Origin of the sequence: Muriicola sp. E247, assembly GCF_041358175.1 — a bacterium.
GTDB lineage: Bacteria > Bacteroidota > Bacteroidia > Flavobacteriales > Flavobacteriaceae > Muriicola.
The window spans coordinates 617513-641210 of the sequence record NZ_JBGKBE010000001.1 but is presented as its reverse complement, the minus strand read 5'-3'; the positions used below and the strand labels follow the sequence as shown (position 1 = coordinate 641210).

At 42.7% G+C, this 23698-nt stretch carries 24 protein-coding genes; 10 read left to right on the top strand and 14 right to left on the bottom strand.

The annotated features are described in order from the left end of the window. Positions 1-72: 72 nt before the first annotated feature. On the top strand, positions 73-816 hold the full coding sequence (locus tag ACA086_RS02870) for a DUF6503 family protein (RefSeq protein WP_371001844.1): 744 nt from the start codon (positions 73-75) through the stop codon (positions 814-816). Positions 817-933: 117 nt separating this feature from the next. Then, positions 934-1440 carry a nicotinate-nucleotide adenylyltransferase gene (locus ACA086_RS02865; protein ID WP_371001843.1) on the top strand — a complete coding sequence of 169 codons (507 nt, stop codon included), beginning with the start codon at positions 934-936 and terminating at the stop codon, positions 1438-1440. A gap of 97 nt (positions 1441-1537) precedes the next feature. Here the strand turns inward: ACA086_RS02865 and nadD are convergent, their stop codons facing one another. From nadD to ACA086_RS02835, 6 genes are all read right to left on the bottom strand, one after another. Beyond that, positions 1538-2122 (bottom strand): nicotinate (nicotinamide) nucleotide adenylyltransferase, encoded by a 585-nt coding sequence (nadD, locus tag ACA086_RS02860; RefSeq protein WP_371001841.1) that lies wholly within the window; start codon positions 2120-2122, stop codon positions 1538-1540. An 11-nt stretch (positions 2123-2133) separates the two neighbouring features. Continuing rightward, on the bottom strand, positions 2134-2742 hold the full coding sequence (gmk, locus tag ACA086_RS02855; protein WP_371001840.1) for a guanylate kinase: 609 nt from the start codon (positions 2740-2742) through the stop codon (positions 2134-2136). Beyond that, positions 2739-3596, bottom strand: a complete 858-nt coding sequence (locus tag ACA086_RS02850; protein WP_371001838.1) for a YicC/YloC family endoribonuclease — start codon at positions 3594-3596, stop codon at positions 2739-2741. The genes gmk and ACA086_RS02850 overlap by 4 nt, the downstream gene beginning before the upstream one ends. 66 nt (positions 3597-3662) lie before the next feature. After that, on the bottom strand, positions 3663-4469 hold the full coding sequence (locus ACA086_RS02845) for a DUF1080 domain-containing protein (RefSeq protein WP_371001836.1): 807 nt from the start codon (positions 4467-4469) through the stop codon (positions 3663-3665). Between the two features lies 1 nt (position 4470). Next, a complete protein-coding gene (locus ACA086_RS02840) occupies positions 4471-5229 on the bottom strand; it encodes a DUF1080 domain-containing protein (RefSeq protein WP_371001834.1) in 759 nt (252 codons plus the stop codon). A 10-nt stretch (positions 5230-5239) separates the two neighbouring features. Then, on the bottom strand, positions 5240-6292 hold the full coding sequence (locus ACA086_RS02835) for a sugar phosphate isomerase/epimerase family protein (protein ID WP_371001832.1): 1053 nt from the start codon (positions 6290-6292) through the stop codon (positions 5240-5242). 134 nt (positions 6293-6426) lie between these two features. Between ACA086_RS02835 and ACA086_RS02830 the strand changes: the two genes are divergently transcribed. Both ACA086_RS02830 and ACA086_RS02825 read left to right on the top strand, forming a co-directional pair. Further along, entirely contained in the window at positions 6427-8145 is a 1719-nt protein-coding gene (locus tag ACA086_RS02830; RefSeq protein ID WP_371001831.1) for a GMC oxidoreductase, read from the top strand. Between the two features lie 11 nt (positions 8146-8156). Continuing rightward, entirely contained in the window at positions 8157-8624 is a 468-nt protein-coding gene (locus ACA086_RS02825) for an ASCH domain-containing protein (RefSeq protein ID WP_371001829.1), read from the top strand. Between the two features lie 9 nt (positions 8625-8633). Here the strand turns inward: ACA086_RS02825 and ACA086_RS02820 are convergent, their stop codons facing one another. From ACA086_RS02820 to ACA086_RS02805, 4 genes are read right to left on the bottom strand one after another with little or no spacing between them, the layout of a single operon-like run. Further along, a complete protein-coding gene (locus tag ACA086_RS02820) occupies positions 8634-9770 on the bottom strand; it encodes a Gfo/Idh/MocA family protein (protein WP_371001827.1) in 1137 nt (378 codons plus the stop codon). 8 nt (positions 9771-9778) lie between these two features. Beyond that, a complete protein-coding gene (locus ACA086_RS02815) occupies positions 9779-11008 on the bottom strand; it encodes a nucleoside permease (RefSeq protein WP_369747757.1) in 1230 nt (409 codons plus the stop codon). An 18-nt stretch (positions 11009-11026) separates the two neighbouring features. Continuing rightward, positions 11027-11470 (bottom strand): DinB family protein, encoded by a 444-nt coding sequence (locus tag ACA086_RS02810; RefSeq protein ID WP_371001826.1) that lies wholly within the window; start codon positions 11468-11470, stop codon positions 11027-11029. A gap of 15 nt (positions 11471-11485) precedes the next feature. Next, entirely contained in the window at positions 11486-12481 is a 996-nt protein-coding gene (locus ACA086_RS02805) for a sugar phosphate isomerase/epimerase family protein (protein ID WP_371001825.1), read from the bottom strand. Positions 12482-12709: 228 nt separating this feature from the next. Here ACA086_RS02805 and ACA086_RS02800 point away from each other — a divergent pair, with 228 nt between their 5' ends. From ACA086_RS02800 to ACA086_RS02790, 3 genes are read left to right on the top strand one after another with little or no spacing between them, the layout of a single operon-like run. After that, positions 12710-14428 (top strand): GMC oxidoreductase, encoded by a 1719-nt coding sequence (locus tag ACA086_RS02800; RefSeq protein WP_371001823.1) that lies wholly within the window; start codon positions 12710-12712, stop codon positions 14426-14428. Continuing rightward, on the top strand, positions 14428-15075 hold the full coding sequence (locus ACA086_RS02795) for a gluconate 2-dehydrogenase subunit 3 family protein (RefSeq protein WP_371001821.1): 648 nt from the start codon (positions 14428-14430) through the stop codon (positions 15073-15075). Before ACA086_RS02800 ends, ACA086_RS02795 begins: the two co-directional genes overlap by 1 nt. A gap of 10 nt (positions 15076-15085) precedes the next feature. Continuing rightward, positions 15086-16006 (top strand): hydroxypyruvate isomerase family protein, encoded by a 921-nt coding sequence (locus ACA086_RS02790; RefSeq protein ID WP_371001820.1) that lies wholly within the window; start codon positions 15086-15088, stop codon positions 16004-16006. 345 nt (positions 16007-16351) lie between these two features. Here ACA086_RS02790 and ACA086_RS02785 read toward each other — a convergent pair whose 3' ends face one another. From ACA086_RS02785 to ACA086_RS02770, 4 genes are all read right to left on the bottom strand, one after another. Then, positions 16352-18838: a ribonucleoside-diphosphate reductase subunit alpha gene (locus ACA086_RS02785; protein ID WP_371001818.1), complete on the bottom strand. Its 2487-nt coding sequence runs from the start codon at positions 18836-18838 to the stop codon at positions 16352-16354. Between the two features lie 122 nt (positions 18839-18960). Beyond that, a complete protein-coding gene (locus tag ACA086_RS02780; protein ID WP_371001816.1) occupies positions 18961-19947 on the bottom strand; it encodes a ribonucleotide-diphosphate reductase subunit beta in 987 nt (328 codons plus the stop codon). Between the two features lie 482 nt (positions 19948-20429). After that, positions 20430-20597 (bottom strand): hypothetical protein, encoded by a 168-nt coding sequence (locus ACA086_RS02775; RefSeq protein WP_371001814.1) that lies wholly within the window; start codon positions 20595-20597, stop codon positions 20430-20432. A gap of 139 nt (positions 20598-20736) precedes the next feature. Beyond that, positions 20737-21318: a DUF3109 family protein gene (locus ACA086_RS02770; protein WP_371001813.1), complete on the bottom strand. Its 582-nt coding sequence runs from the start codon at positions 21316-21318 to the stop codon at positions 20737-20739. 122 nt (positions 21319-21440) lie between these two features. Here ACA086_RS02770 and ACA086_RS02765 point away from each other — a divergent pair, with 122 nt between their 5' ends. The 3 genes from ACA086_RS02765 to ACA086_RS02755 are packed head-to-tail and all read left to right on the top strand — an operon-like array spanning position 21441 to position 23688. Then, entirely contained in the window at positions 21441-22016 is a 576-nt protein-coding gene (locus tag ACA086_RS02765) for a MarC family protein (protein ID WP_369747767.1), read from the top strand. 36 nt (positions 22017-22052) lie between these two features. Next, positions 22053-22253 (top strand): hypothetical protein, encoded by a 201-nt coding sequence (locus tag ACA086_RS02760; RefSeq protein ID WP_371001812.1) that lies wholly within the window; start codon positions 22053-22055, stop codon positions 22251-22253. A gap of 52 nt (positions 22254-22305) precedes the next feature. Further along, positions 22306-23688, top strand: a complete 1383-nt coding sequence (locus tag ACA086_RS02755; protein WP_371001810.1) for a hypothetical protein — start codon at positions 22306-22308, stop codon at positions 23686-23688. Positions 23689-23698 lie beyond the last annotated feature (10 nt).

The window sequence follows — 23698 nt, the reverse complement described above, 5'->3', positions numbered from 1 at the left end:
TGCTTAAACATAAATATCCGTGTTTAATTTAAAATAATTTTAGAACTTAGTGTTTCTTAGAATCCTACTATAATGATACGAATACTTCTGCTCCCTTTATTTTTGATCATCCTTTTTTCATCCCCCGGGCTATCGGCTCAAAATATTACAGGCAAAGAATTGCTGTCAAGAGCTATTGCCTATCACGACCCTGATAATGCCTGGTCGACATTCTCCGGCACTTTGTTCATTACCATGGAAACACCTAATAATAGTGAGCGAAAAAGCGAGGTTACGCTTAATTTTCCTGCTGACTACTTTAAATTGTTGGTGAGAAAAGATGATACTACGACAGAAGAAGTTATTGATAAAGGAGTATGCGGCCTTGTTGTAAATGGAAAAAAAATAAAAAAGCAAGCTGAAGATTCCACCAATAACGGAGGGTCTTGCGGGCAGACAGAGATGATGAGAAATTATTACACCTATCTCTACGGCCTCCCAATGAAATTAAGGGATAAGGGAACCATAATAGACCCTGCTGTTGTTAAAAAAACTTTTAAAGGGAAAGAATATCTCACCCTTAAGGTTAAGTACGAAGAGGAAGTAGGGAAAGATACCTGGTACTTTTATTTTAACCCTGACAATTACGCTTTGGAAGCGTATCAATTCTTCCACGACGAAGCGACCAACGACGGGGAATATATCATGTTAGAAACAGATAATTTTGAAACTATAAACGGGATTAAAATTCCTAAAAAGAGAAGCTGGTACACCAATAAAGAAGACCGACTATTGGGTACAGATATCCTTACCCGGGCTAGTCAAAATTCCGAATAGCATCTCTTTTCCCTGTTGGCAGACTGACATAGATCATTTGATATTCTTTATTCCTCAGCTACCTTTATTTTCCTTGAGTACTAAATAGGGTATTTAAACATCTAAATCATTAATGCCATGAAAAAAATAATCCTTGGTTTACTAGCTCTTGGATTAACCATCCCAGCCTATACCCAGGACGTAAAGGTTGTTGAGCTCTCTGAAGTGGTCGTCAAGCCCATGAACTATAAATACCTGAATGCAGCCGATTCTAAGAGTGCTGCCGTACCAGTAAAAATGCTGGAGCGTGAGGTCGCCCGTTATGATGTAACGGAAGCCGATTTCTATCAGGACGATTTTGATTTTTATACGGTTTCTTTCTTTATCCCTGATGGGAAAATCGTAGCCGTATATGATGATGATGGTACTCTTACCAGAACTATTGAAAAATTTAAAGATATAGCCCTTTCTGACGGAATTAAAACTGCCCTCCTGGAGAGGTTCCCCAACTGGACTGTAACTGACAATGTGTACCGCGTTACTTATAGCGAGAATAAAGGTGCTAAAAAAGTTTATAAGCTTACGCTTAAGAACGGGGACAAAAAAATGAAGGTGAAAATGGACGACAAAGGTACATTCCTTTAGTACATCATAACCATCCTGACTTTATTTAGTAATTATAAAAACGAGGAAAAAGGCCCTGCCATTAAAAGGCAGGGCCTTTTATTTGTGAAGACCAGTATCAACGGTAAAAATTCATTTCATCCAGATACTTCCAGACGGCCTCAGGCAACAGAGGTCTTATATTTTTTCCCGCTTTATGGTTTTTCCTGATAAAGGTTGAGGAGATCTCCATTACTGGAGCGTCAACCTTGTGTATCTTTTTGTGATTCTTAAATTCTGAAGGAGTGACGCCTCCCGAAATTCGCGGGTAAACATATAGATGGTGCCCCTCCAGAATTGCCTCGTAATTCTTCCATTTGTGGAAATTCTTAAGGTTGTCTTCGCCCATCAGCAGGGAAAAGGAGTACTGCTCCCCGAATTTTTCCTGAAGATACACCAGGGTGTCAATGGTGTAATTGGGTTGTGGCAAATCAAATTCAATAGTACTCGCCTTTAATTTCGGATACTCTGCCACCGCTTCCTGCACCATTTGATACCGGTGGTGATCAGCCAGCAGACTCTGCTTTACTTTAAACGGACTTTGAGGCGTGATGACAAACCAGACTTCTTCCAGATCTGAAAACTCCACCATATGATTGGCGATCACCAGGTGACCAATATGGATGGGGTTAAAAGTGCCAAAATATAGTCCGACTTTCTTCATAGGTCCGTCACTTATGATTTCTCCTTTTTCTGTTCAATTGACGGTTCAACGCCCAGGTATTCAGCTACCATTTTATGGGCTTCATCAAGGGCGATATCGAGGTCGTAATTTTTGATGACCCTGTCGAATTGAGGGGCCGTTGCCAATTCTACTGATGCCTTGGCTATCCTCATATTGATCTTTTCATCAGACTCTGTACTGCGTTTTTTCAGCCTTATTTTAAGCTCATCTACACTGGGAGGTTTCACAAAAACCGCCAGGGTTTCCTTTGGATATTTTTTCTTTATACGCAATCCTCCCGCAACATCGATATCAAAAATGACATTTTTACCTTCGGCCCATAATCGTTCCACTTCACTTTTGAGTGTCCCGTAAAAATTATCCCGGTATACTTCTTCCCATTCCAGAAAATCATCGTTCTTAATGTGCTTTTTAAACTCTGAAAGGGTCATAAAATAGTAGTGTTCCCCGTTTTTTTCTTTTCCCCTTCGCGCTCGTGAGGTAGCCGAAACGGAAAATGCCAGGTTGAGTTCAGGCTGGGCCAGTAAGTGCCTGACAATAGTTGTTTTACCGCTCCCCGAAGGCGCAGAAAAAATGATGAGCTTACCCCCGCTACTCATAAGACGTTAAGCATTTGTTCCTTAATTTTTTCCAACTCATCTTTCATCTGTACAACGAGCTGCTGCATGGGAGCATAATTGGCTTTAGAACCAATGGTATTGATCTCCCGCCCAATCTCCTGACTGATAAATCCCAGCTTCTTCCCATTGGAGTCGGCAGACGCCATGGTCTCCTCAAAATAATTAAGGTGGTTTTCCAGCCTTACTTTTTCTTCTGTGATATCCAGTTTTTCAAGGTAGTATATCAGTTCCTGCTCAAACCTGTTGGCATCAACCTCCGCTTTCATATCGGTTACCGCTTTTTCCAACCGGCTGCGAATCGCATTTAGTCGCTCCTCATCAAGGCCATTTACTTCCTTTAACAGCTGGTGCAACTTCTTTAGTCGAGATGCAAAATCACCCTCCAGTATCTTGCCCTCCTCGCTGCGAAACTTTTCAATCTCCTTAAGAGCCATTTTTAAAGACTCCACAATAGCCTGGTACTCCTTAGGGTCTATATCATCCCTCTCTGTTTTAAGGGTGTCAGGTAATCTTAGCGCCATCTCCATCAGCCTTAGGTCATCCCCATCGGCTATCGCCCTTAGCTGTTTTATATATTGCTTTACCACAGCCTCATTGACCTCTGAAGAAGTCTCATCCCCGGTGATTTCCACATAAAGGTTAAAATCTATCTTTCCCCTTCCCAATGCTGAAGCAATCAACTTGCGTAATTCAAGTTCTTTTTCCCTGTAAGCCTGGGGCATTCTCGCATTCAAATCGAGGGATTTGCTATTGAGCGATTTTAGCTCAACGGTAATTTTCTTCGTGGGTAGCTGTAAAACATGCTTCCCGAATCCTGTCATGGATTGGATCATACTTTAAAATATTTCGGCTAAGGTAATTAATTTCCAACGTCCGAATAACAGCCTATTCCCCTATTCCTATAATTCCCGTACCCAGATATTGCGGTAACTCACCCGGCTATTGTCCCCGTGATCCTGCAATTTGATTGGTCCTTTGCCATGAGGTGGATTTTTTGGCCATCCAATATAGGGTGTGGTTCCCTTGATCTCCACATGATCCTGGACCAGTACTCCATTGTGTAATACTGTTATGGTACCCGACTTGATCTTTAATCCCTTTTCGTTGAATTCAGGCGCTCGGTAAATGATATCGTAAGTGTTCCATTCTCCACTTGGTACAGAAGCCATGGCCAAAGGAATATGCTGTTTGTATATGGAAGCTACCTGTCCGTTCACATAGGTGTCATTGTCATTATTATCGAGCACCTGAACTTCGTAAAGACCCTGTAAGAAAACCCCGCTATTTGCCCTATTCTGTCCTTCGCGCTGAACTTCGGCCGGCGAACGCCACTCGAGATGCAATTGGACGTCCCCAAAGTTCTTCCGGGTCATGATATCGCCGGTTTTATCCTTCACGGTCATACTCCCATCTTCGTTGAGGTGCCAAACCACTTCCGAGCTGTCATTGACCATCATCCACTCTTCAAAAGAACTCCCATCGAATAAAACGACCGCATCGCTCGGGACTCCATTTTCTGCAAAAGGAATCACTTTGGGTGGAACCGGCTGATATACCTCTGTTTCTTCAGGTGTTGTGGGTTCTTCTCCCGAATATTCTTCATATTCGATCCCCTCTCCTTCACCTAAGTCCCGGTTAATTGGAGTATTATTTTTACATGAAATTACTACTATCAAAATCAGCACTACCAGGCTATATATCCTCATCTTAAAGCTTTTTTATTTTGATGTTTCTGTAGGCCACTACATCGCCATGATCCTGGAGTCCGATCTTTCCGGTATGGAATTTTCCAAAGCCCGGCCAGCCTGCAAATTTTGATGCTGAAACCATTGCATCCCATTCCTGATTATCCAGCGGAAATGTCACCACATCAACCCCATTTAGTTTTACACTCCCTTTATTCGATTTGTAATTCACTGTGATCACACAGCTATTCCATTCGCCTGCAGGTTTGGTCACATCCTCCGATGGGGCTACCATATCGTACAATGCCCCGGCCTGGTGGGTATCCCCATTTTTAGCATCCGGATGCCTTTGATTGTCCAATACCTGGATCTCGGGCCCTGTTTCATAAGGTTGTCCGTAGGCCGCATCTTCCTTTATACCCCAGAAGATCCCACTGTTGGCTCCTTCATTAACGCGCCATTCAAGGGATAAAACAAAATCGGTATAGTCTTCTTTAGTAACGATATTATAACTTTCCCCATCAGGTCGGTCCGCCGGGGGATAAAACACCATGGCGCCTTCTTCTATTTTCCAGTGCTCGGCCATACCATCTTTCAGGTATGCCTTCCATGCATCAAAGGAGGTCCCATCAAACAATACCTCCCATTCCTCTTCCCCTTTTGTTTCATTCGTGGCCAGTTCCATACTTTCTTCACTGTTTTGCTTATCCGATTTTGCTTTTTCCTTACACTGGACAAGGCTTAGACTGGCGATCGCCAGCAATACGTATTGAATTTTCATTTTTTCGATTTTAAATTCCTAATATTTTCCGGAGCATGGCTTTGTCTGTCTCCCCTCCTGCAAAGTCATCAAAAGTCTTTTGCGTTGCCTCAATTATATGGTCCCGGATAAAAATTGCACCTTCTCTTGCCCCTTGTTCCGGACTTTTGATACAACACTCCCATTCCATTACAGCCCAGACATCGCAGCCGTACTGTGTGAGTTTGGAAAAGATCGTCTTAAAATCAATCTGGCCATCTCCCAGAGAGCGATATCGCCCTGCTCGATCGCCCCAGTCGTTATACCCTCCAAATGCACCTTTCTTTCCCGTGGGGTTGAATTCAGAATCCTTTACGTGAAACGACCTTATAAATTCGTGATAGTGGTCAATATAAGTCAGATAGTCTAGCTGCTGTAGCACAAAATGGCTGGGATCATAAAGGATATTCACCCTTTTGTGATTGCCCGTTGCTTTAAGAAAGCGTTCAAAAGTATCCCCGTCATGGAGGTCCTCGCCTGGATGGATCTCATAGCACACATCAACCCCTTCTTCTTCAAAATGATCAAGGATGGGGAGCCAGCGCTTGGCCAGTTCCTCAAAGCCCAGTTCCACCAATCCCTGGGGACGCTGAGGCCAGGGATGCCAGGTATGCCATAACAAGGCCCCTGAAAATGTTGCGTGGGCCTTGATGCCAAGTCGCCTGCTAGCCGTAGCCGCTTTTTTTACTACATCAACAGCCCATTCTGTTCTGGCTTTCGGGTTATTCTTCACCTCGTCCGGCGCAAAATTATCAAACATGAGGTCATAGGCAGGGTGAACGGCTACCAACTGACCCTGAAGATGGGTTGAAAGCTCTGTAATCTCAAGACCGTATGAATTGATTTTCCCCTTTAGTTCGTCACAATAATCCTGACTTGAGGCTGCCTTGTCGAGATCAATTAAAAAATGTTCCCAGGTTGGAATTTGTATTCCTTTATATCCCAGATCTGCTGCCCATTTGCACATCCCGTCAAGGGTATTAAATGGTGGCTTACTGTCTACAAACTGGGCGAGGAATACTGCCGGTCCTTTTATCGTTTTCATTGTTAGGTTTTTATTTGAATATTGAAAAATCGGGTTTAGTCCCTTTCGGATTTTAGCCCTATATTTATTTGATAAAACTTAGAATAATCTCCTAAGAGCTTTTGTTCTAAATATAGGAAATACCTCAGAATTAAATGGATAATACACCTCAGAATCCACAAAACCAATTTGACGCCATAGTGGTTGGAACCGGGATCACCGGAGGATGGGCTGCTAAAGAACTTTGTGAAGGTGGACTAAAAACCCTGGTGCTGGAAAGGGGCCGGATGGTAGAGCATATCAAGGACTTTCCTACAATGAACATGGATCCCTGGGATCTGCCCAACAACAATGAACTTTCCCGGGAAGACAAAAAAAAATACAACAAGCAAAATCGTGTTGGCTGGGCACCAAAGGAAGACAACAAGCACTTCTTTGTCAATGATCTCGAACACCCCTATCAGGAAACCAAGCGATTCGACTGGATAAGGGGGTACCATGTTGGAGGACGTTCCATTACATGGGGGCGCCAGAGTTATCGATGGAGTAATCTGGATTTTGAAGCCAACCTAAAAGAAGGGATTGCCGTAGACTGGCCGGTGCGTTACGCCGATATCAGTCCATGGTACGACAAGGTAGAATCCTATATAGGAGTCAGCGGAGAAGCCCTGGGACTAAAGCATTTGCCGGATGGCCGGTTTCAACCTCCGATGGACCTCACTTGTCCAGAGGAAGATTTAAAAAAGGCCATGGCAGAAAAGTTTGAAGATGAGAGGGTACTCACCATAGGGCGGGTAGCTCATATCACTGATAAAGATTCGCAAAAGGAAGGCAGGAATCCCTGCCAGTATCGCAACCGATGCTCGAGAGGTTGTCCTTTCGGAGGCTATTTCAGCAGTAATTCCACTACGCTTCCAGCCGCTGAAAAGACCGGGAACATGACGCTAAGACCTAATTCGATCGTCTATGAAATCATCTATGATGACCAAAGTAAAAAGGCGACTGGCGTGCGAATTGTGGATACAGAAACACATGAGAAATTAGAATTTCACGCCAAAGTGGTCTTTTTATGTGCCTCCGCCATGGCTAGTGTGGGCATTCTTCTACAGTCTAAATCTGATAGTTTTCCCAAGGGAATAGGAAATGATTACGACCAGGTAGGACGAAATATCATGGACCATCATTACCAGCTCGGGGCTACCGCATCTGTTGAAGGTTACCTCGATAAATTTTACAAGGGAAGAAGGCCCAATGGCTTTTATATTCCCCGCTTTGTAAATCTGAATAACAAATCGAGAAAAAGAGATTACCTGCGTGGTTTTGGATATCAGGGAGGAGCCAGCAGGACCGACTGGCAGGTTTCGGTTGCTGAGATGCAATACGGAAAAGAACTCAAGGAAAATATCCTTAAACCGGGACCCTGGCAAATTGGCGTTACCGGATTTGGGGAGATGCTGCCCTATCACGATAACCGGGTTACTCTAAGTGCAACGGAAAAAGATCAATGGGGTCTTCCGCAACTCGATTTTGATGTGGAATTCAAGGATAATGAATACAAGATGAGGGAGGATATCATCAGGCAAGTTGTGCTGATGTTTGAGGCAGCCGGATTTAAAAATATAAAATCCTACGAAAATGAAACCGGTCCGGGTCTTGGGATTCATGAAATGGGTGGCGCAAGAATGGGATGGAATCCGCGTACTTCAGTTGTGAACAAGCACAATCAGGTACACGCCGTACCTAATGTCTATATTACCGACGGGGCTTTTATGACCTCCGCAAGCTGTGTAAATCCATCCCTGACCTATATGGCATTCACGGCAAGAGCAGCTAATCATGCCGTTGAGCAATTTAATAAAGGAATGTTCTCCTAACCTACGATAATATGAAGAATGCATCAGCGAGAAACCTTTGGGGCGATTTTTTAGACAAGCATCTGGAATACGCCTTTGCTGAGGACCCTGTAGTCACCCATTTTTGTGATAACGAAAAAGACGCCAATACGTGTTTAAAACTTGTACTGAAGGGTGTAAAACGCGCAACTTCTCACTCCCTTTTAGGCTTGCAATACCGAAAAGAACCCCTGCCAAAAATCGGAGATTTTACCATTATTACTGACTGGGACGGAAATGCCCGCTGTATTGTAAGGACGGTAGCCGTAAAGCTAAAACCCTTTTTCAGTATAAGGGAATCTTACGCCAAACTGGAGGGCGAAGGTGACAAATCCCTGGATTACTGGAAGAAAACCCACTGGGACTACTACACCAGGGAACTGGAGCCCTTTGGTCGAGTTCCCCGTGAGAGTATGATTGTGGTCTGTGAGATCTTTGAAAAAGTCTTCGAACGCAAGTAATTGGAGTAATTAATCCAGCTCTACCCAGACGTTTCCACCTTTGTGAGACTCTACTGTAGCCTCTATAAAATTCAGCCCGCGTACCCCGTCGGTCATCGTAGGGAATTCCCCATCGTTGTATTTCTCTCCTCTGATTGCCCTGGCAACCCCCAGATAAATATTGGCCATGGAATCGAAGATTCCTTCCGGATGCCCGGGAGGTAGTTTGGTGCCATCGAGGGATAATTTGCTATTGTACGCATGGCCGGGTTTATACACCGCTATGGGTTCTGTGTCGCTGATCTTATATAAAAAGTTAGGGTTTTCCTGTTCCCACAGCAGCCCGAACTTATCTCCGTAAATCCGGATAGCCAGACCGTTCTCTTCTCCTGTTGCCACCTGACTCGCCCTTATCACCCCTTTAACATGCTCCCCGATCCGAATCAGGGCCGTGCCGTCGACATCCATTTGGTTGTCGCTGTAGAGATAGTTAAAATCGCATAGCAGCGACTTGATCTTTAGTCCGGTAGTGTATTCAACAAGATTAAAGGCATGTACACCTATATCTCCCATACAGGAGCTGATACCAGCTTTCTTTGGATCGAGTCGCCATACCGTAGTGCGTTTGGCCTTATCATGAATAATGGGATTGATCCACCCCTGGTAATATCGCGCATCAACTTTGTGAATTTTTCCCAATTCCCCGGCTTTGATCATCTCCCTCATTTGCCTTACCATTGGGTAACCGGTATAAGTGTGGGTTACTGCGAACACCGTACCTGCTTTCTTGTGAGCTTCTCTGAGAATCTTGGCTTCCTCGTAAGTGGTCGTCATAGGTTTTTCACAAATGACATGAAATCCGTTGTCGAGCAGTTTTTTAGCCATCGGGAAATGCAAAAAGTTGGGAGTGAGGATGGCGCAGACCTGGATCCGTTCCTCTTGGGGAAGTTTTAACTCTTCTTCCACAAGGGTATCAAAGTCCTTATAGATACGGTTTGTGGGTACATCTATCTCTTTAGCAAAAGCCAGATTCTCTTCAAAATTGGCATTAAATACTGCGCCGGTGATTGCATAGTTATCATTAATAAAGGAAGCAACTCTGTGCAAAACTCCAATCAGGGAATCGCCCCCTCCTCCTAATATTCCTAATCTTATTTTTTTTGGCATTTCAGTTTCTATTTTTTGTATTCGATGATTTCGTTCTTAAAAAATATGGCAAACAGGGCCATAACCACAAAGGCAAAGATCGCGGGGAAAGTCCAGATATTTGTCCAGTCGTGGACATTCTCGGAGACCAGATACATGTCGGAAATCTTACCTGCCACCCAGAATCCAATGAGCATCCCGAAGCCGTATGTTGCCAGGGTAATCAACCCTTGTGCTGCACTTTTAAATTTCTCACCCGCCTTGGAATCCGTATATATCTGACCGGAGACAAAGAAGAAATCATAACATATTCCGTGCAAGGCTATTCCGAGGATAAGCATAAATGCGAGGTCGCCTGCATTGCCGTAGGCAAAGAGAAAATAACGAATGGTCCATGCCAGCATTCCGGCGATAATGGTCATCTTAAATCCGAATCGTTTAAAAAAGAAAGGCAGGAGTAACATAAATAATACCTCCGAAGCCTGCCCCAGAGTCATTTTACCCGTAGGATTTTCCATCCCGATCTCGGCCAGGAATGGATTCGCATTCTGGTAGTAAAAGGCCAGTGGGATACAGATCAATACTGAAGAGATAAAAAAGATCAGGAAATTTCGATCTTTAAGTAATTTAAGGGCATCGAGACCAAGGATGGTAGAAATATTTACATTGCCTTCTTTAATAGAAGTTGGAGGTGTTTTTGGCAGGGTAAAACTAAATAATCCCAAGAGGGCAGAAGCAATGGCAACCATCAGGAAGGTATTTTTCAACATCCCATCGGCTCTTGCCTCGGCAGAATCCCAAAGGAAAACATAGCTTATAATAAGTCCGGCCACGATCCATCCTATAGTTCCAAAAACTCTTACAAAAGCAAACTCTTTGGCCGGATCTTTCATCTGATTAAACGAAATGGAATTCACTAAGGCCAGGGTAGGCATATAGATAATCATATATCCCAGGACATAGGGGTAAAAAACCGCAAAATCCCCGGCGGTGTACATCTGATACATCAACAAAGCCCCCAGGAGGTGTAAGACCCCGAGAATTCGTTCTGCATTGAAATACCGATCGGCGATAAGGCCTATTATAAAGGGTGCAATGATAGCTCCCCAGGATTGCGTAGAGAATGCCATGGCTATCTCTCCCCCACTTGCTTTTAAGTTATCTCCCAGGAATGTACCCAGGGTAACAAACCATCCGCCCCAGATAAAGAATTCCAGGAACATCATAAAAGACAATTGTATTTTGATTTTGGTGTTCATTCGGTTTAGTTTAGATGATTATCGTTTGTAAAATACGTAATCCAGAGAAACCGGTTCAAGGCCATTCGCCCTGAAATCTGCCAGTATCTGAGCACGATGGTGTGTTGAGTGGTTTATTATATGGAAAAGCATATCCTGTATTGTGTTTGTAAACAGACGGCCTTCTATGTTTTGGTAATCAATCCTGGTTTCATAATCATCTGTGTTCGTGATGATTTCAAAAGTATTGCGTTGATTTTCGTAGTGAATTTCCTCCCAAGATTTAAGCGGGTGTTCATCCCAGGCTCCAAATTCAGATTCCAATCCATTAATCCTGGCATTCCAAATTTGATGCGCATTGAGAATATGACTGAATAGCCTCATGCTTTCCTTTGGTACTTCCTTCAGATCACTGCAGGCCTCGATAAGTTGTTTATTACAGAAAAAATTGTAATCAAAAAGCTCATTAAAGAATTCCTCCATAGGTATTTCTCGATATTATGATAATTCGGATGCCGATTTCAGCATCAGAGCTTTGGTAGCCATTATTCCTTCCATTTCGCCCAGTTCGTTCCCTTCGTACTCCACGCCAATATAACCCGTATATCCGGCATCTTTGACAATCTGTAGCATTTTAGTATAATCAATCTCGGTTTCATTCCCCCCCTCGTCAAAATTGTGTGATTTTGCGCTCACGGCTTTGGCGAAAGGCATCAGTTCACTTACTCCCTTGTAGAGGTCGTACATTTCTGCACAGCCACTGCCATAATCTGCCGGATCATTCCTTCGGATACAGAAATTTCCAAAATCGGGAAGGGTACCGCAATTGTCCATATTTACTTTCGTCATAACTTCAGCAAGCATCGCAGCATTGGAAGATAATCCTCCGTGATTTTCCACAAGTATATTTATATTTTTATCCTTGGCATAGCTCGCTAATTGCGATAAGCCGTCAACAGAATTTGCCATCCAGGTTTCAGGTTCGGTGCTGCCTGCCAGATTTACCCGAATAGCATGGCATCCCATGGCATTTGCCGCATCTACCCATTTGTGGTGATTCTCAACGGCCTTTTTTCGTTCGGCTGCATCCGAAGTAGCGAGATCGCCCTGCCCGTCTATCATGATCAGCACATTTTCGAGACCGTGTTTTTCCGCTTCTGAATTAGAACGGTCAACAAAGGCAGCCATTGCTTCGGCACTGTAATTTGCTGCACTGAGTTCCTTATCGTATAATTGACTCACATATTCAAGCCCTGCAAAGCCCCATTCCTTTGCTTTGGCAGCAAAATCATAGGGGTCTAATTTCCCATCCCATATCATTCTGTGAACAGACCATTGGGCCAGGGACAGTTTAAAAAACGGGCCCTCTATTTCTTTGATCTCCTGCATGGCTTCAGAAGCCTCTTTTTTTGCTTCCTTGCAACTATAAACGCCAATAACTGACAAGCCCAGACCTGCAAAGGCTGTTTTCGTTACGAATTTTCTTCTTTTCATGATTGTAGTACTAAAGGGTTAAAAGCAAATTAAGCCGGATAATAATTTCCAACCAATCATTTCGATTCTGCACAGGACGGATAAAACTCCTGTATCGAAATAATTGATAATTCTTATTTATGATAACTAATCCTGTTTTTTAACACGGATTCCTCAATAATAAGGCCGTTTAAATGTAGAAAATTAATTTAATATTTAATACATTTAGCCTTCAAACTATAGAATTAGATGAGTAAATTTTATTACAATGAGGAACAGGATTCCTATGATGCCATAGTAGTTGGAACTGGAATAAGCGGAGGCTGGGCCGCCAAGGAATTATGTGAGAATGGATTAAAGACGCTTGTATTAGAACGCGGGCGCATGGTAAAGCACCGGGAGGATTACCCCACCGCCAACATGGATACCTGGGACTTTCCCAATAATGGTGAGTTACCCCCTGAGGAAGTCGCCAAACAGTTTAAACAGGCACGAACAGGGTATACGGTAAAAGCTCCTCATAATTTTTGGTTTGTAAATGATCTTGAGCACCCTTATAACGAGACAAAGCGATTTGATTGGATGCGAGGTTATCACGTCGGAGGACGGTCGCTACTCTGGGGTCGACACAGCTATCGGTGGAGTGATCTCGACTTTGAGGCCAACAAGAAAGATGGGATTGCCGTTGACTGGCCCGTTCGCTATAAAGACATTGCCCCATGGTACACCAAGGTAGAGACTTATGTGGGAATATCAGGTGAAGCCTTAGGACTTCCCCAGTTACCCGACAGTGTTTTTGAGCCCATGATGGAACTCAACTGTGTGGAACAACACGTTAGAGAAAAAGTAGCAGAGAATTTCGATGGCAGAGTTATCACCGCCGGACGAGTGGCACATATCAACAGCAGTAAGAAATTTGAAGGAGACGGAAGGAGCAAATGTCAATACAGAAATCGCTGTATCAGAGGCTGTCCTTTCGGGGCTTATTTTAGCAGTAATTCATCTACTCTTCCTGCGGCCGAGGCAACCGGAAATATGACTTTAAGACCTGATTCTATTGTTCATGAGGTCATGTATGACCCTGACACTAAAAAAGCAACAGGAGTAAAAGTCATCGATAGAGTAACCAAAGAAACATTTGAATTTAAGGCAAAGGTGATCTTCCTCTGCGCCTCCTCAATTGCTTCTACAGCTATTCTTCTACAATCCAGGTCGGATCGTTTTCCCAATGGAATGGGGAATGACTCCGATCAGCTTGGCAGAAATATCATGGACCACCATCTCGGTGTTGGTGCTGCCGGCAAATATGACGGATTTGAGGACAAATTTTACAAAGGGAGGAAACCCAATGGTATTTACGTTCCCCGATTCCGAAATCTCGGTGGCAGTTCCAACATGAAATCCTTTAAAAGAGGATACGGCTACCAGGGCAGTGGAAGCAGGGGTAACTGGGACGAAGTAGTATCTGAGCTATCACATGGGAAAGACCTGAAAGAGGCCATCCTAAAACCGGGAGGGTGGACATTCGGAATGGGAGGCTTTGGAGAAGTCCTGCCTTATGAAGAGAACCGAATGACCATGGATTACGACAAGTTAGATCAATGGGGACTCCCTACGGTAACTTTTGATGCTGAATTTCAGGAAAATGAATGGAATATGCGTGAGGATATGAAAGAGCAGGCCTATGAAATGCTCACCAAGGCAGGGTTGAGGGATGTTCAGACTTTTGACAGGCCAGGTGCTCTTGGTCTGGGAATCCATGAAATGGGAACTGCAAGAATGGGACGCGATCGCAAAACTTCTGTTCTAAACGGATACAACCAGGTACATGATGTAAAGAATGTTTATGTCACTGATGGGGCCTTTATGACCTCAGCCGCCTGTGTCAACCCTTCATTAACTTATATGGCCTTTACGGCCCGTGCTGCGAATCACGCAGCGGAACAACTTAAAAAAGGACTCTTATAATGGATAGAAGAATTGCATTAAAAAATATGGGGTTGGCATTAGGGTACACCATTGCCACCCCAACATTGTTATCCCTTGTTCAAGGCTGTAACGAAGTTAAAACAGTGGATTGGACACCCGACTTTTTCACAAAGGAAGAAGGAGAGGTTCTGATCAAGCTGGTGGATATAATTTTACCTAAAACCGATACCCCTTCGGCTTCAGAAGTCAATGTACATGTCTTTATTGACAGGTTTACAAATGAGATCATGGAAGAATTGCAGCAAGATATGACGCAGTTATCCCTGAATAAATTTATACAGAAAGCGTTGACGGAAGCAGGGAAGGAAAAAGCAGCAGATTTAACTACTGAAGATCTGGAACCTGTCTTTGCAAAAACACTACAGATTTCAGAAGAAGAGATGATTGAAAACGAGGAACTGATGATCAAGAATACATCTGCCGCTGCAAAAGGCGAAAATGAGGCAGTACCTGATGAGGTAATGAGATATTCCTTTTCTAAGAACCTTAGGGACATGACCATCTGGGGATATAAAACCTCGGAGTATGTAGGTGAAAATGTTCTGGCCTATCTTCCCGTTCCGGGAGAATATATTGGTTGTGGAGACCTTGACGAACTCACAGGAGGGAAGGACTGGTCACTTTAAATAATCCCGTTTGAAAAGAAGGTATTTTATACAAAAAACGGCTTTAGCTACCGGAACCCTGTCCATGACAGGGTTTTCTGTCTTTGGGAATACATCCAGTGAATCCCCTGCACATCATTTTCAGCTGAAATACGCGCCACATATAGGGATGTTCAGAGAGAGTGCAGGTGAAGACCCCATTGCCCAGCTTCATTTTATGGCAGATGAAGGATTTACCGCATTTGAGGATAATGAGATGGCTCAGCGTTCGGTGAGTATGCAAAATGCCATGGCCGCAGTGATGAAAGATAGGGGGCTAAGCATGGGAGTGTTTGTGGCTCACAAAATCTATTGGAATTCGCCCAACCTCGCATCAGGTGATAGAGATAAACGAGAGGAATTTCTAGAGCAGATACGAAATGCCGTTGAAGTTGCAAAACGAGTAGGAGCCAAATGGATGACAGTAGTTCCCGGACACAGGGATCTCAACCTTCAAATGGGGTATCAGACATCTCATGTCATAGCTACCTTAAAACAAGCATGTGATATCCTGGAACCACATGGACTCATCATGGTCTTAGAACCACTGAATTTTCGAGATCATCCGGGATTATTTTTAACAAACAGTCCGCAGGCTTATCAGATCTGTAAGGCCGTAGATTCGCCATCGTGTAAGATACTTTTCGATATCTATCACCAACAAATTCAGGAAGGAAATTTAATCCCAAATATCGAGGCCTGCTGGGATGAGATCGCATATTTCCAATTAGGCGATAATCCGGGGAGAAAAGAACCAACCAGTGGTGAAATCAATTACAAAAATGTTCTGAAATTTATTAACGATAAAGGTTATAAAGGAATACTGGGCATGGAACACGGAAATTCACAGGCGGGAAAGGCCGGCGAGAGGGCCGTAATTGATGCCTATAAAAGGGTAGATCCGGTTTCCTGATCTGAATCGAGTATCCCCTTTAAATATTCTTTATTTTTCACTTAATTCCGTTCAGATATACTATAAACATCTGAAATACAGCATTATCCCGTATATATAAATGAAAGATGATGCGTTATGGAATACTATATTTTACTTCTCTTTATTTATATTGCCCTGCTATTCATTGGCAAAAGCGTTATTCTACCCCGTATAGAACATTAAAAAGTTAACCCAGATCAAATAATATACCCCGGACGCCTTTATGGGGGTAAGGACATCCAGGGTATAATTCAATAAACACTATTCTAATACCTAAGGCAAAAGTGTTATTCGTCCATGGTCTGATTTGAAAAAATTAGGCAATCAGGAACCGCACATCAGGCAATCATCATCTGCTTCACCTGCTCTGGCCTGTGCGATTAATGCTTTCATTTCTTCTGGGGTCATCGGTTCTACATTTGCTTCTGCCCCCTGAACCGGAGAAGTCTTTACCTGAATAGCATCTGCAGCCTTGGGATCGGGAGTTGAGGCTGCCAATACTTCTGCTTCTGCAGCTACACTAACCGGGACTTCTTTCTTTTTCGTATTATCCAGGGTAAACTTAATGGCGTCTACTGCGGCCTTGGTTCTCAGATAATACATTCCTGTTTTCAGTCCACTCTTCCAGGCATAAAAGTGCATGGAGGTCAGTTTTGAATAATTTGCATTTTCCATGAACAGGTTCAGAGACTGACTCTGATCGATGAAATAGCCGCGATGTCTTGACATGTCAATAATGTCCTTCATACTCAATTCCCAAACCGTTTTATACAGCTCTTTTATGTCTTCTGGGATTCCTTTGATGTGCTGAATAGAACCATTGGCCCGCATCAGTTCCTGCTTGAGGTTTTCATTCCATAAGCCCAGTTCAACCAAATCTTCCAAAAGGTGTTTGTTCACTACGATAAATTCCCCCGAGAGAACTCTTCTGGTATAGATATTTGATGTATAAGGCTCAAAACATTCGTTGTTTCCAAGTATCTGAGAGGTAGAGGCTGTGGGCATGGGCGCGACAAGGAGTGAATTACGAACCCCGTGTTTTTTCACACTTTTGCGCAATTTATCCCAATCCCAGCGACCAGATAATTCCTCGTCCTTAATCCCCCAAAGGTTGTGTTGAAATTCTCCTTTGGAAATTGGAGAACCTTTATAGGTAGAATAAGGCCCTTCTTCCTTGGCTGCTTCCATCGATGCTGTAACTGCAGCGAAATAAAGCGTTTCGAAGATTTCCTGATTTAATTTCTTGGCCTCGTCACTGGTAAACGGAAGACGAAGTGTAATAAAGGTATCTGCAAGGCCCTGAACACCCAGACCAATAGGTCTGTGTCTCATATTGGAATTTTCAGCTTCTTTGATCGGATAATAGTTTCTGTCAATAACCCTGTTGAGGTTTTTAGTTACCCGTTTTGTTACCCTGAATAGCTCCTTGTGATCAAAGCTTCCATTCTTGATGAACATTGGCAGGGCTATAGAGGCCAGATTACATACGGCCACCTCATCAGGGGAAGTGTACTCCATAATTTCTGTACACAGATTAGAAGATCTGATGGTCCCCAGATTTTTCTGGTTACTCTTGCGATTAGCTGCATCCTTATAGAGCATATAAGGTGTTCCTGTTTCTATTTGAGATTCGAGTATCTTTTCCCATAATTCTCTCGCGCGAATGGTTTTCCTTCCTTTCCCGTCGTTTTCATATTGGAGATATAATTCTTCAAATTCCTCACTGTGATGAGTGAAAAGGCCTGGACATTCATTAGGGCACATCAGTGTCCAGTTCCCATCGGTTTCCACGCGTTTCATAAATAAATCCGGAATCCACATCGCATAGAACAGATCACGTGCACGCATTTCTTCTTTTCCGTGGTTCTTTTTTAATTCCAGGAACTCGAAGATATCAGCATGCCATGGTTCCACGTAGATTGCGAAGCTGCCTTTTCTTTTACCACCTCCCTGATCTACATATCTCGCCGTATCGTTAAAAACCCTTAGCATCGGGACAATACCGTTTGAAGTTCCATTAGTCCCTGCGATATATGAACCTGTTGCCCTGATGTTGTGAATAGACAATCCTATTCCCCCGGCAGATTGGGATATTTTTGCCGTATTCTTAAGGGTATCATAGATTCCGTCAATACTGTCATCCTTCATGGCCAGCAGAAAGCAGGAAGACATCTGAGGTTTTGGTGTTCCGGAATTAAAGAGCGTAGGCGTTGCATGGGTAAAGAACTTTTTTGACATGAGCTCATAGGTCTCAATTGCCGAATCAAGGTCGTTTAGATGTATCCCCACTGCAACTCTCATCAGCATATGCTGAGGACGTTCAGCTATTTTTCCATTTAGTTTTAAAAGGTATGATCGTTCCAATGTTTTAAAACCGAAATAATCGTAGCCAAAATCACGGTTGTAAATAATGGTAGAGTCTAATTTCTCCGCATTTTCTGTAATCACTTTGAATACCTCCTCTGAGAGCAGGGGTGCTTTCTTTCCTGTTCTGGGATTTACGTATTCAAAGAGATCCTTCATGGTCTCGGAGAATGATTTTTTGGTGTTTTTATGCAGGTTGGATACTGAAATACGCGCAGCGAGTTTTGCATAATCCGGATGAGCCGTTGTAAGTGTTGCGGCTATCTCTGCTGCCAGGTTATCGAGTTCTGAGGTGGTTACCCCGTCATAGAGTCCTTCTATCACTCTCATGGCAACTTTTACTGGATCTACAAGATCGTTGAGGCCATAACACAATTTTCGAACCCTGGCCGTGATCTTGTCGAACATCATTGGTTCTTTTCTACCGTCTCTTTTTACTACATACATTTTGCTACGCTTATTAAATTAAAATATTAAGGTTGGTCTGAGTTATTTATTAAAGATTTAACACTTTAAAAATTGAGCATAAAAAACCCTGTATTATCAGGGTTTTTTAAACCACAATCTATTTAGAAGTCGGCATCAAAGCTGATCTTCTGTGCGTCTGTATCTTTCTCCTTGTTCAGGACTCCGGCTTTCTGATATTCGGATACCCTCTTTTCAAAGAAATTAGTTTTCCCCTGTAGGGAAATCATATCCATAAAATCAAATGGGTTGGTGGAGTTATAGACTTTCTCACATTCCAACTCGACGAGAAGACGATCTGTTACAAACTCGAGGTACTGTGTCATGAGTTTGGCATTCATCCCAATTAGACTAACAGGAAGTGATTCTGTAATAAATTCTCTTTCGATATTAAGTGCGTCTACAATGATCTCTTTAATTCTCTCTTTGGGAACCTTATTGACAAGATGTTTGTTGTGTAAGTGTACAGCATAATCGCAGTGCATTCCTTCGTCCCTGGAGATCAATTCATTAGAAAATGTGAGTCCGGGCATAAGACCTCTCTTCTTTAACCAGAAAATGGAGCAAAACGCACCTGAGAAGAAGATTCCCTCCACGGCTGCAAAAGCGATCAAACGTTCTGCAAAGCTCGGAGAATCGATCCATTTCAGGGCCCAGTCTGCTTTTTTCTTGATTGCCGGAAAATTCTCAAGCGCTTTAAACAGGATGTTTTTTTCCTTCTCATCTTTAACATAGGTGTCGATCAGTAATGAGTAGGTCTCAGAATGGATGTTCTCCATCATGATCTGGAAACCATAGAAGAACTTTGCTTCCGTATACTGTACTTCATTGACAAAATTTTCGGCAAGATTTTCGTTCACTATTCCGTCGGAGGCAGCAAAAAAGGCCAGGATGTGTTTGACGAAGTATTTTTCATCATCGCTGAGTTTATTATTCCAATCAGCCAGGTCCTGGTGAAGGTCAATTTCCTCAGCAGTCCAGAAACACGCCTCACATTTCTTATACCACTCCCATAGATCGTGATGTTTTATTGGGAAGATTACAAATCGATCTTCATTTTCTTCTAAAATGGGCTCTAGGGCTTTTGACATTTTTCCGTTCTTTTAAAATTATTATATGAGTGTAAAAGTGCTTCGTGCTGAGACCAACAAAGATTGGAAAATGTTATTAAATTGTAAAGTCGGTTTGGGGAGAAGGGGGTCAAAGTTTTTAACACAACATGTTGAAATCTAGGTTCGATAGTGGTGTTTACTGCCTTTAACCCAAGAAGAAATTTTGTATAAATATTTTAGCTTTTTGTCTAAATTAAAATAGACCAAAAAGTATTTTATTTTATACTGTTGAGTGTTACGGATTTATAATTAGTGAAGAAATTTCAGCAATGGCAATCAGATCCGGGATTTTTCTGCTTTGTTCACCTTAGTCAGGAATGCTTCTGAATTTCGGAAATTGTATTCATTGGGCATAAAAGAAAGTAAGGCGTCTATCGCCTTAGAAAAAAGTGAAATAAGGAGGTTGTACAGAATATCCTGTAGTAGTACTTTGAAAGTACTAAAGTAATCGGTCTGAGGACTTACTTACGGTCGGAATTAAGGGCCGTAGTATTGTCCAGGGGTGGATCCTGGAGTTGTTCCTCCACAGCTACCTTTTGACTATCAACTTCCCGTTCATTATTTTCGGATAAAGCCGCAAGGAAGAGTACAAACACGAACAAAAGAAACAAGAGAACACACTTTCTCATGGTGGTAATTGGTTGATTTCTATTTCCTCTCAGGTTAATCGTATTATACGGATATCACCTTAGGGACCCGAAAGCTATACAAAGTTGAGTCCCAGGGAAAAAATATTCCTTTAACGGTGCTAAAAAATCTATGAAATACCTACTTGTTTCGTGAAGACTTGTGCTCATTAGCAATTTCCACTAATTCGGCGTACCAGTTTTCGCCAAATTTGCGGACTAGAGCATCCCGTACAAATTTATAAATCGGCACCTGCAAACTTTCTCCCAGGTCACAGGCCGGATCACAGAGTTGCCATTTGTGATAGTTTACTGCAGTAAGATTTGTGTATTCAGTAATCCTAACGGGATAAAGGTGACATGAAACCGGTTTTTTCCAGGAAGTAACTCCCTCATTATACGCTTCTTCCAGGCCACATTTAGCGATACCTTTCTTATCAAAAACCGTATAGGCACATTCCTTTTTCCCGATCAGGGGCGTTTCCCACTCCCCGTCCTCTCCGATTACATAATGGCCTTGCTCCTCTATGGCTTCTATCCCTTCCTGCCGAAGAAATGGCTTTACTTTGTGATAGATGTCCCTGAGGATTTGTGTTTCACTTTCCTCCAGCGGTGCCCCTGCATCCCCATCAACACAACAAGCTCCCTTGCAGGCGGTAAGATTACAGACAAAATCTTTCTCTATGATCTCCTCTGACACCAGTGTTTTCCCTAACTGAAACATATTCATCTAATAAGCCGCAAAGATACCTCAATAAGCCTGAAATTCCTTAAGAATATTCTATATAACCTTCTTATTGTACCTAAAATATATAGTACTTTTGCACCACTTTTAAAGTAAAAATCATGCACTTAAACTTCAGAGAAATAGCAACAGCCAGCATCATACTTTTTGCTGTAATAGACATCGTTGGAAGTATTCCCATTATTATCAACCTGCGGAAAAAAGTAGGACATATCCATTCTGAAAAAGCGTCCATCATTGCAGCATGCATCATGGTTGCTTTCTTATTTGTTGGGGAGGAAATACTCAATCTTATCCGAATAGATGTATACTCCTTTGCTGTAGCGGGAGCTTTTATTATATTCTTCCTCGCAATAGAAATGATCCTAGGGATAACGCTTTACAGAGACGATGAGCCCGAGACAGCATCCGTTGTACCTATAGCATTTCCACTAATAGCAGGAGCGGGAACTATGACCGCTCTTCTTGCATTGAGGGCCGAATTTTACGTAGAAAACATCATAGTGGCGATCATCATCAATATCATCTTTGTCTACCTTGTCTTAAAGTCGTCGTCAAAGATTGAACGCATTCTGGGGAAAGGCGGACTCGGTGTTATTCGAAAGGTCTTTGGGGTGATCCTCCTTGCCATTGCTGTAAAATTGTTTGCCACAAACATTAATCAATTGTTTCAATAGACAAACTAAATTTGAAAACAAAAAGAATCCCGACATATGAATAAAACACTAACTATTGTTCTGATCATACTGGCTCTGGCCCTTATTGTTTACAATGTCACCATTGTAGATTTTAATGACCCCCTTGGAGAACAGAGCATCATAGCGGTAATAGGCATTGTTGCTTCGCTTTGTGCTATTATTCTCCTTCTAATTTTACTGACTTCTAAGAAAATCCAGGAAAAGGTGGAGGATTAATTGGAACTTTTCCTTAACAGAAGTTGTTCTCTGATTTTCTTACTTTACAGGGATGAAACGTATTCTGTTCATTTACATCCTCAGCACCTGCCTTTGGGGCAACGCCCAGCCCCTTCAGGAAGAAACCGGAGTATTGATTGATTCGATTCCGGTAGCAGGAACGGCGGATGAGTTTTTTGCCGTATATCTTCCAACTGGTTATCAAAATAACCAACCCTCTCCAATCGTTTTTATTTTTGATCCCGCCGGCAGGGGAAAAACCGGAATTCAGCCCTTTATTTCAATCGCGGAGAAATACGGATATATCCTTATTTGTTCCAACAATTCCAGAAACGGCCCCTACGCCCCTAATCTGGAAATTGCAGACCGACTCTTTAAAACTGTTTTTGCAAAATATAAAGTAAATAGCGATCGTATATATACCGCCGGATTTTCTGGTGGCTCGCGTCTGGCCGGGACGATTGCCGTATTGAGCGGTGCCATTCAGGGCGTTATCGCATGTGGCGCAGGCTTTGCTCAGTATCCTCTTTATTTCCCGGGCAAAAACAGCCGTTTTTCCTACCTAGGGATCGTTGGAAATAAGGACATGAACTACCGTGAAATGCACAAAACCAAAGAATGGCTAGAATCACTTAAGATCTCTAACGAACTGATTGTATTTGAAGGGGAGCACCGATGGCCCCCGTCTGAGGTAATCTTCCGAGCATTTAATTGGCTCGAAGAAGAAGCTATCCGAAAGGGAATCAAGAAAGAAAATAATCTGCAGAGAAACGAAAATTTTAGCGAGGTTCTTAGCAGGGCGATGGAATTTGAAAAGGAAGATCGACTGGTAGACGCTGCCAGGGAATTAAACCGGTTGATAAAGTATTATCCGGATCTGATCGATACAGACAGTCTTCAAAAGCGATTAAAAAAAATAAATCGCGCTAAGAGTTTTCGAAAGGAAAAAGCACTCCTTAACAAGGTAGCCATGCTGGAAGATACTTTAAACCACAAAATGAAGGAGAAATTTGCTCTTGAATTGTCTCTTGGGCATAGTCCGGATAAGTTTCAATGGTGGAAGAAAACCATACAGGAACTAAATGAAAAATACAGCTCGCATAAAGAAACAGAATACCAACTGATGGCCTTTCGGCTGCAGCGTTCACTCTTCGCCATGGCGGGCGAATCTATGGACTCCTTTTTACGCGAAAATAAAGTGAAGGAGCAGGAGTATACCGAAGATCTGCTTTTGGTAATTGCTCCTGACAGCCCGTATGCACACTACCAATTAGCCCGGAAATACGCAGCATGGAATAAAAATCCTTCCGCCCTGGATCATTTGGAAAGGGTTTTACAACTGGGATGGACCGATAAAGATTTTATTAGAAATACGGCAGAATTCCGGCAAATTAAAAACAATAAGGATTTTCAGGATCTCTTAGACCGTTATTAATACAATCTTA

Excerpts from the sequence above, each read along its gene's own strand:
- ACA086_RS02870 (WP_371001844.1), top strand. The coding sequence starts at position 73 with ATGATACGAATACTTCTGCTCCCTTTATTTTTGATCATCCTTTTTTCA.
- ACA086_RS02865 (WP_371001843.1), top strand. The coding sequence starts at position 934 with ATGAAAAAAATAATCCTTGGTTTACTAGCTCTTGGATTAACCATCCCA.
- nadD (WP_371001841.1), bottom strand. The coding sequence starts at position 2,122 with ATGAAGAAAGTCGGACTATATTTTGGCACTTTTAACCCCATCCATATT.
- gmk (WP_371001840.1), bottom strand. The coding sequence starts at position 2,742 with ATGAGTAGCGGGGGTAAGCTCATCATTTTTTCTGCGCCTTCGGGGAGC.
- ACA086_RS02850 (WP_371001838.1), bottom strand. The coding sequence starts at position 3,596 with ATGATCCAATCCATGACAGGATTCGGGAAGCATGTTTTACAGCTACCC.
- ACA086_RS02845 (WP_371001836.1), bottom strand. The coding sequence starts at position 4,469 with ATGAGGATATATAGCCTGGTAGTGCTGATTTTGATAGTAGTAATTTCA.
- ACA086_RS02840 (WP_371001834.1), bottom strand. The coding sequence starts at position 5,229 with ATGAAAATTCAATACGTATTGCTGGCGATCGCCAGTCTAAGCCTTGTC.
- ACA086_RS02835 (WP_371001832.1), bottom strand. The coding sequence starts at position 6,292 with ATGAAAACGATAAAAGGACCGGCAGTATTCCTCGCCCAGTTTGTAGAC.
- ACA086_RS02830 (WP_371001831.1), top strand. The coding sequence starts at position 6,427 with ATGGATAATACACCTCAGAATCCACAAAACCAATTTGACGCCATAGTG.
- ACA086_RS02825 (WP_371001829.1), top strand. The coding sequence starts at position 8,157 with ATGAAGAATGCATCAGCGAGAAACCTTTGGGGCGATTTTTTAGACAAG.
- ACA086_RS02820 (WP_371001827.1), bottom strand. The coding sequence starts at position 9,770 with ATGCCAAAAAAAATAAGATTAGGAATATTAGGAGGAGGGGGCGATTCC.
- ACA086_RS02815 (WP_369747757.1), bottom strand. The coding sequence starts at position 11,008 with ATGAACACCAAAATCAAAATACAATTGTCTTTTATGATGTTCCTGGAA.
- ACA086_RS02810 (WP_371001826.1), bottom strand. The coding sequence starts at position 11,470 with ATGGAGGAATTCTTTAATGAGCTTTTTGATTACAATTTTTTCTGTAAT.
- ACA086_RS02805 (WP_371001825.1), bottom strand. The coding sequence starts at position 12,481 with ATGAAAAGAAGAAAATTCGTAACGAAAACAGCCTTTGCAGGTCTGGGC.
- ACA086_RS02800 (WP_371001823.1), top strand. The coding sequence starts at position 12,710 with ATGAGTAAATTTTATTACAATGAGGAACAGGATTCCTATGATGCCATA.
- ACA086_RS02795 (WP_371001821.1), top strand. The coding sequence starts at position 14,428 with ATGGATAGAAGAATTGCATTAAAAAATATGGGGTTGGCATTAGGGTAC.
- ACA086_RS02785 (WP_371001818.1), bottom strand. The coding sequence starts at position 18,838 with ATGTATGTAGTAAAAAGAGACGGTAGAAAAGAACCAATGATGTTCGAC.
- ACA086_RS02780 (WP_371001816.1), bottom strand. The coding sequence starts at position 19,947 with ATGTCAAAAGCCCTAGAGCCCATTTTAGAAGAAAATGAAGATCGATTT.
- ACA086_RS02775 (WP_371001814.1), bottom strand. The coding sequence starts at position 20,597 with ATGAGAAAGTGTGTTCTCTTGTTTCTTTTGTTCGTGTTTGTACTCTTC.
- ACA086_RS02770 (WP_371001813.1), bottom strand. The coding sequence starts at position 21,318 with ATGTTTCAGTTAGGGAAAACACTGGTGTCAGAGGAGATCATAGAGAAA.
- ACA086_RS02765 (WP_369747767.1), top strand. The coding sequence starts at position 21,441 with ATGCACTTAAACTTCAGAGAAATAGCAACAGCCAGCATCATACTTTTT.
- ACA086_RS02760 (WP_371001812.1), top strand. The coding sequence starts at position 22,053 with ATGAATAAAACACTAACTATTGTTCTGATCATACTGGCTCTGGCCCTT.
- ACA086_RS02755 (WP_371001810.1), top strand. The coding sequence starts at position 22,306 with ATGAAACGTATTCTGTTCATTTACATCCTCAGCACCTGCCTTTGGGGC.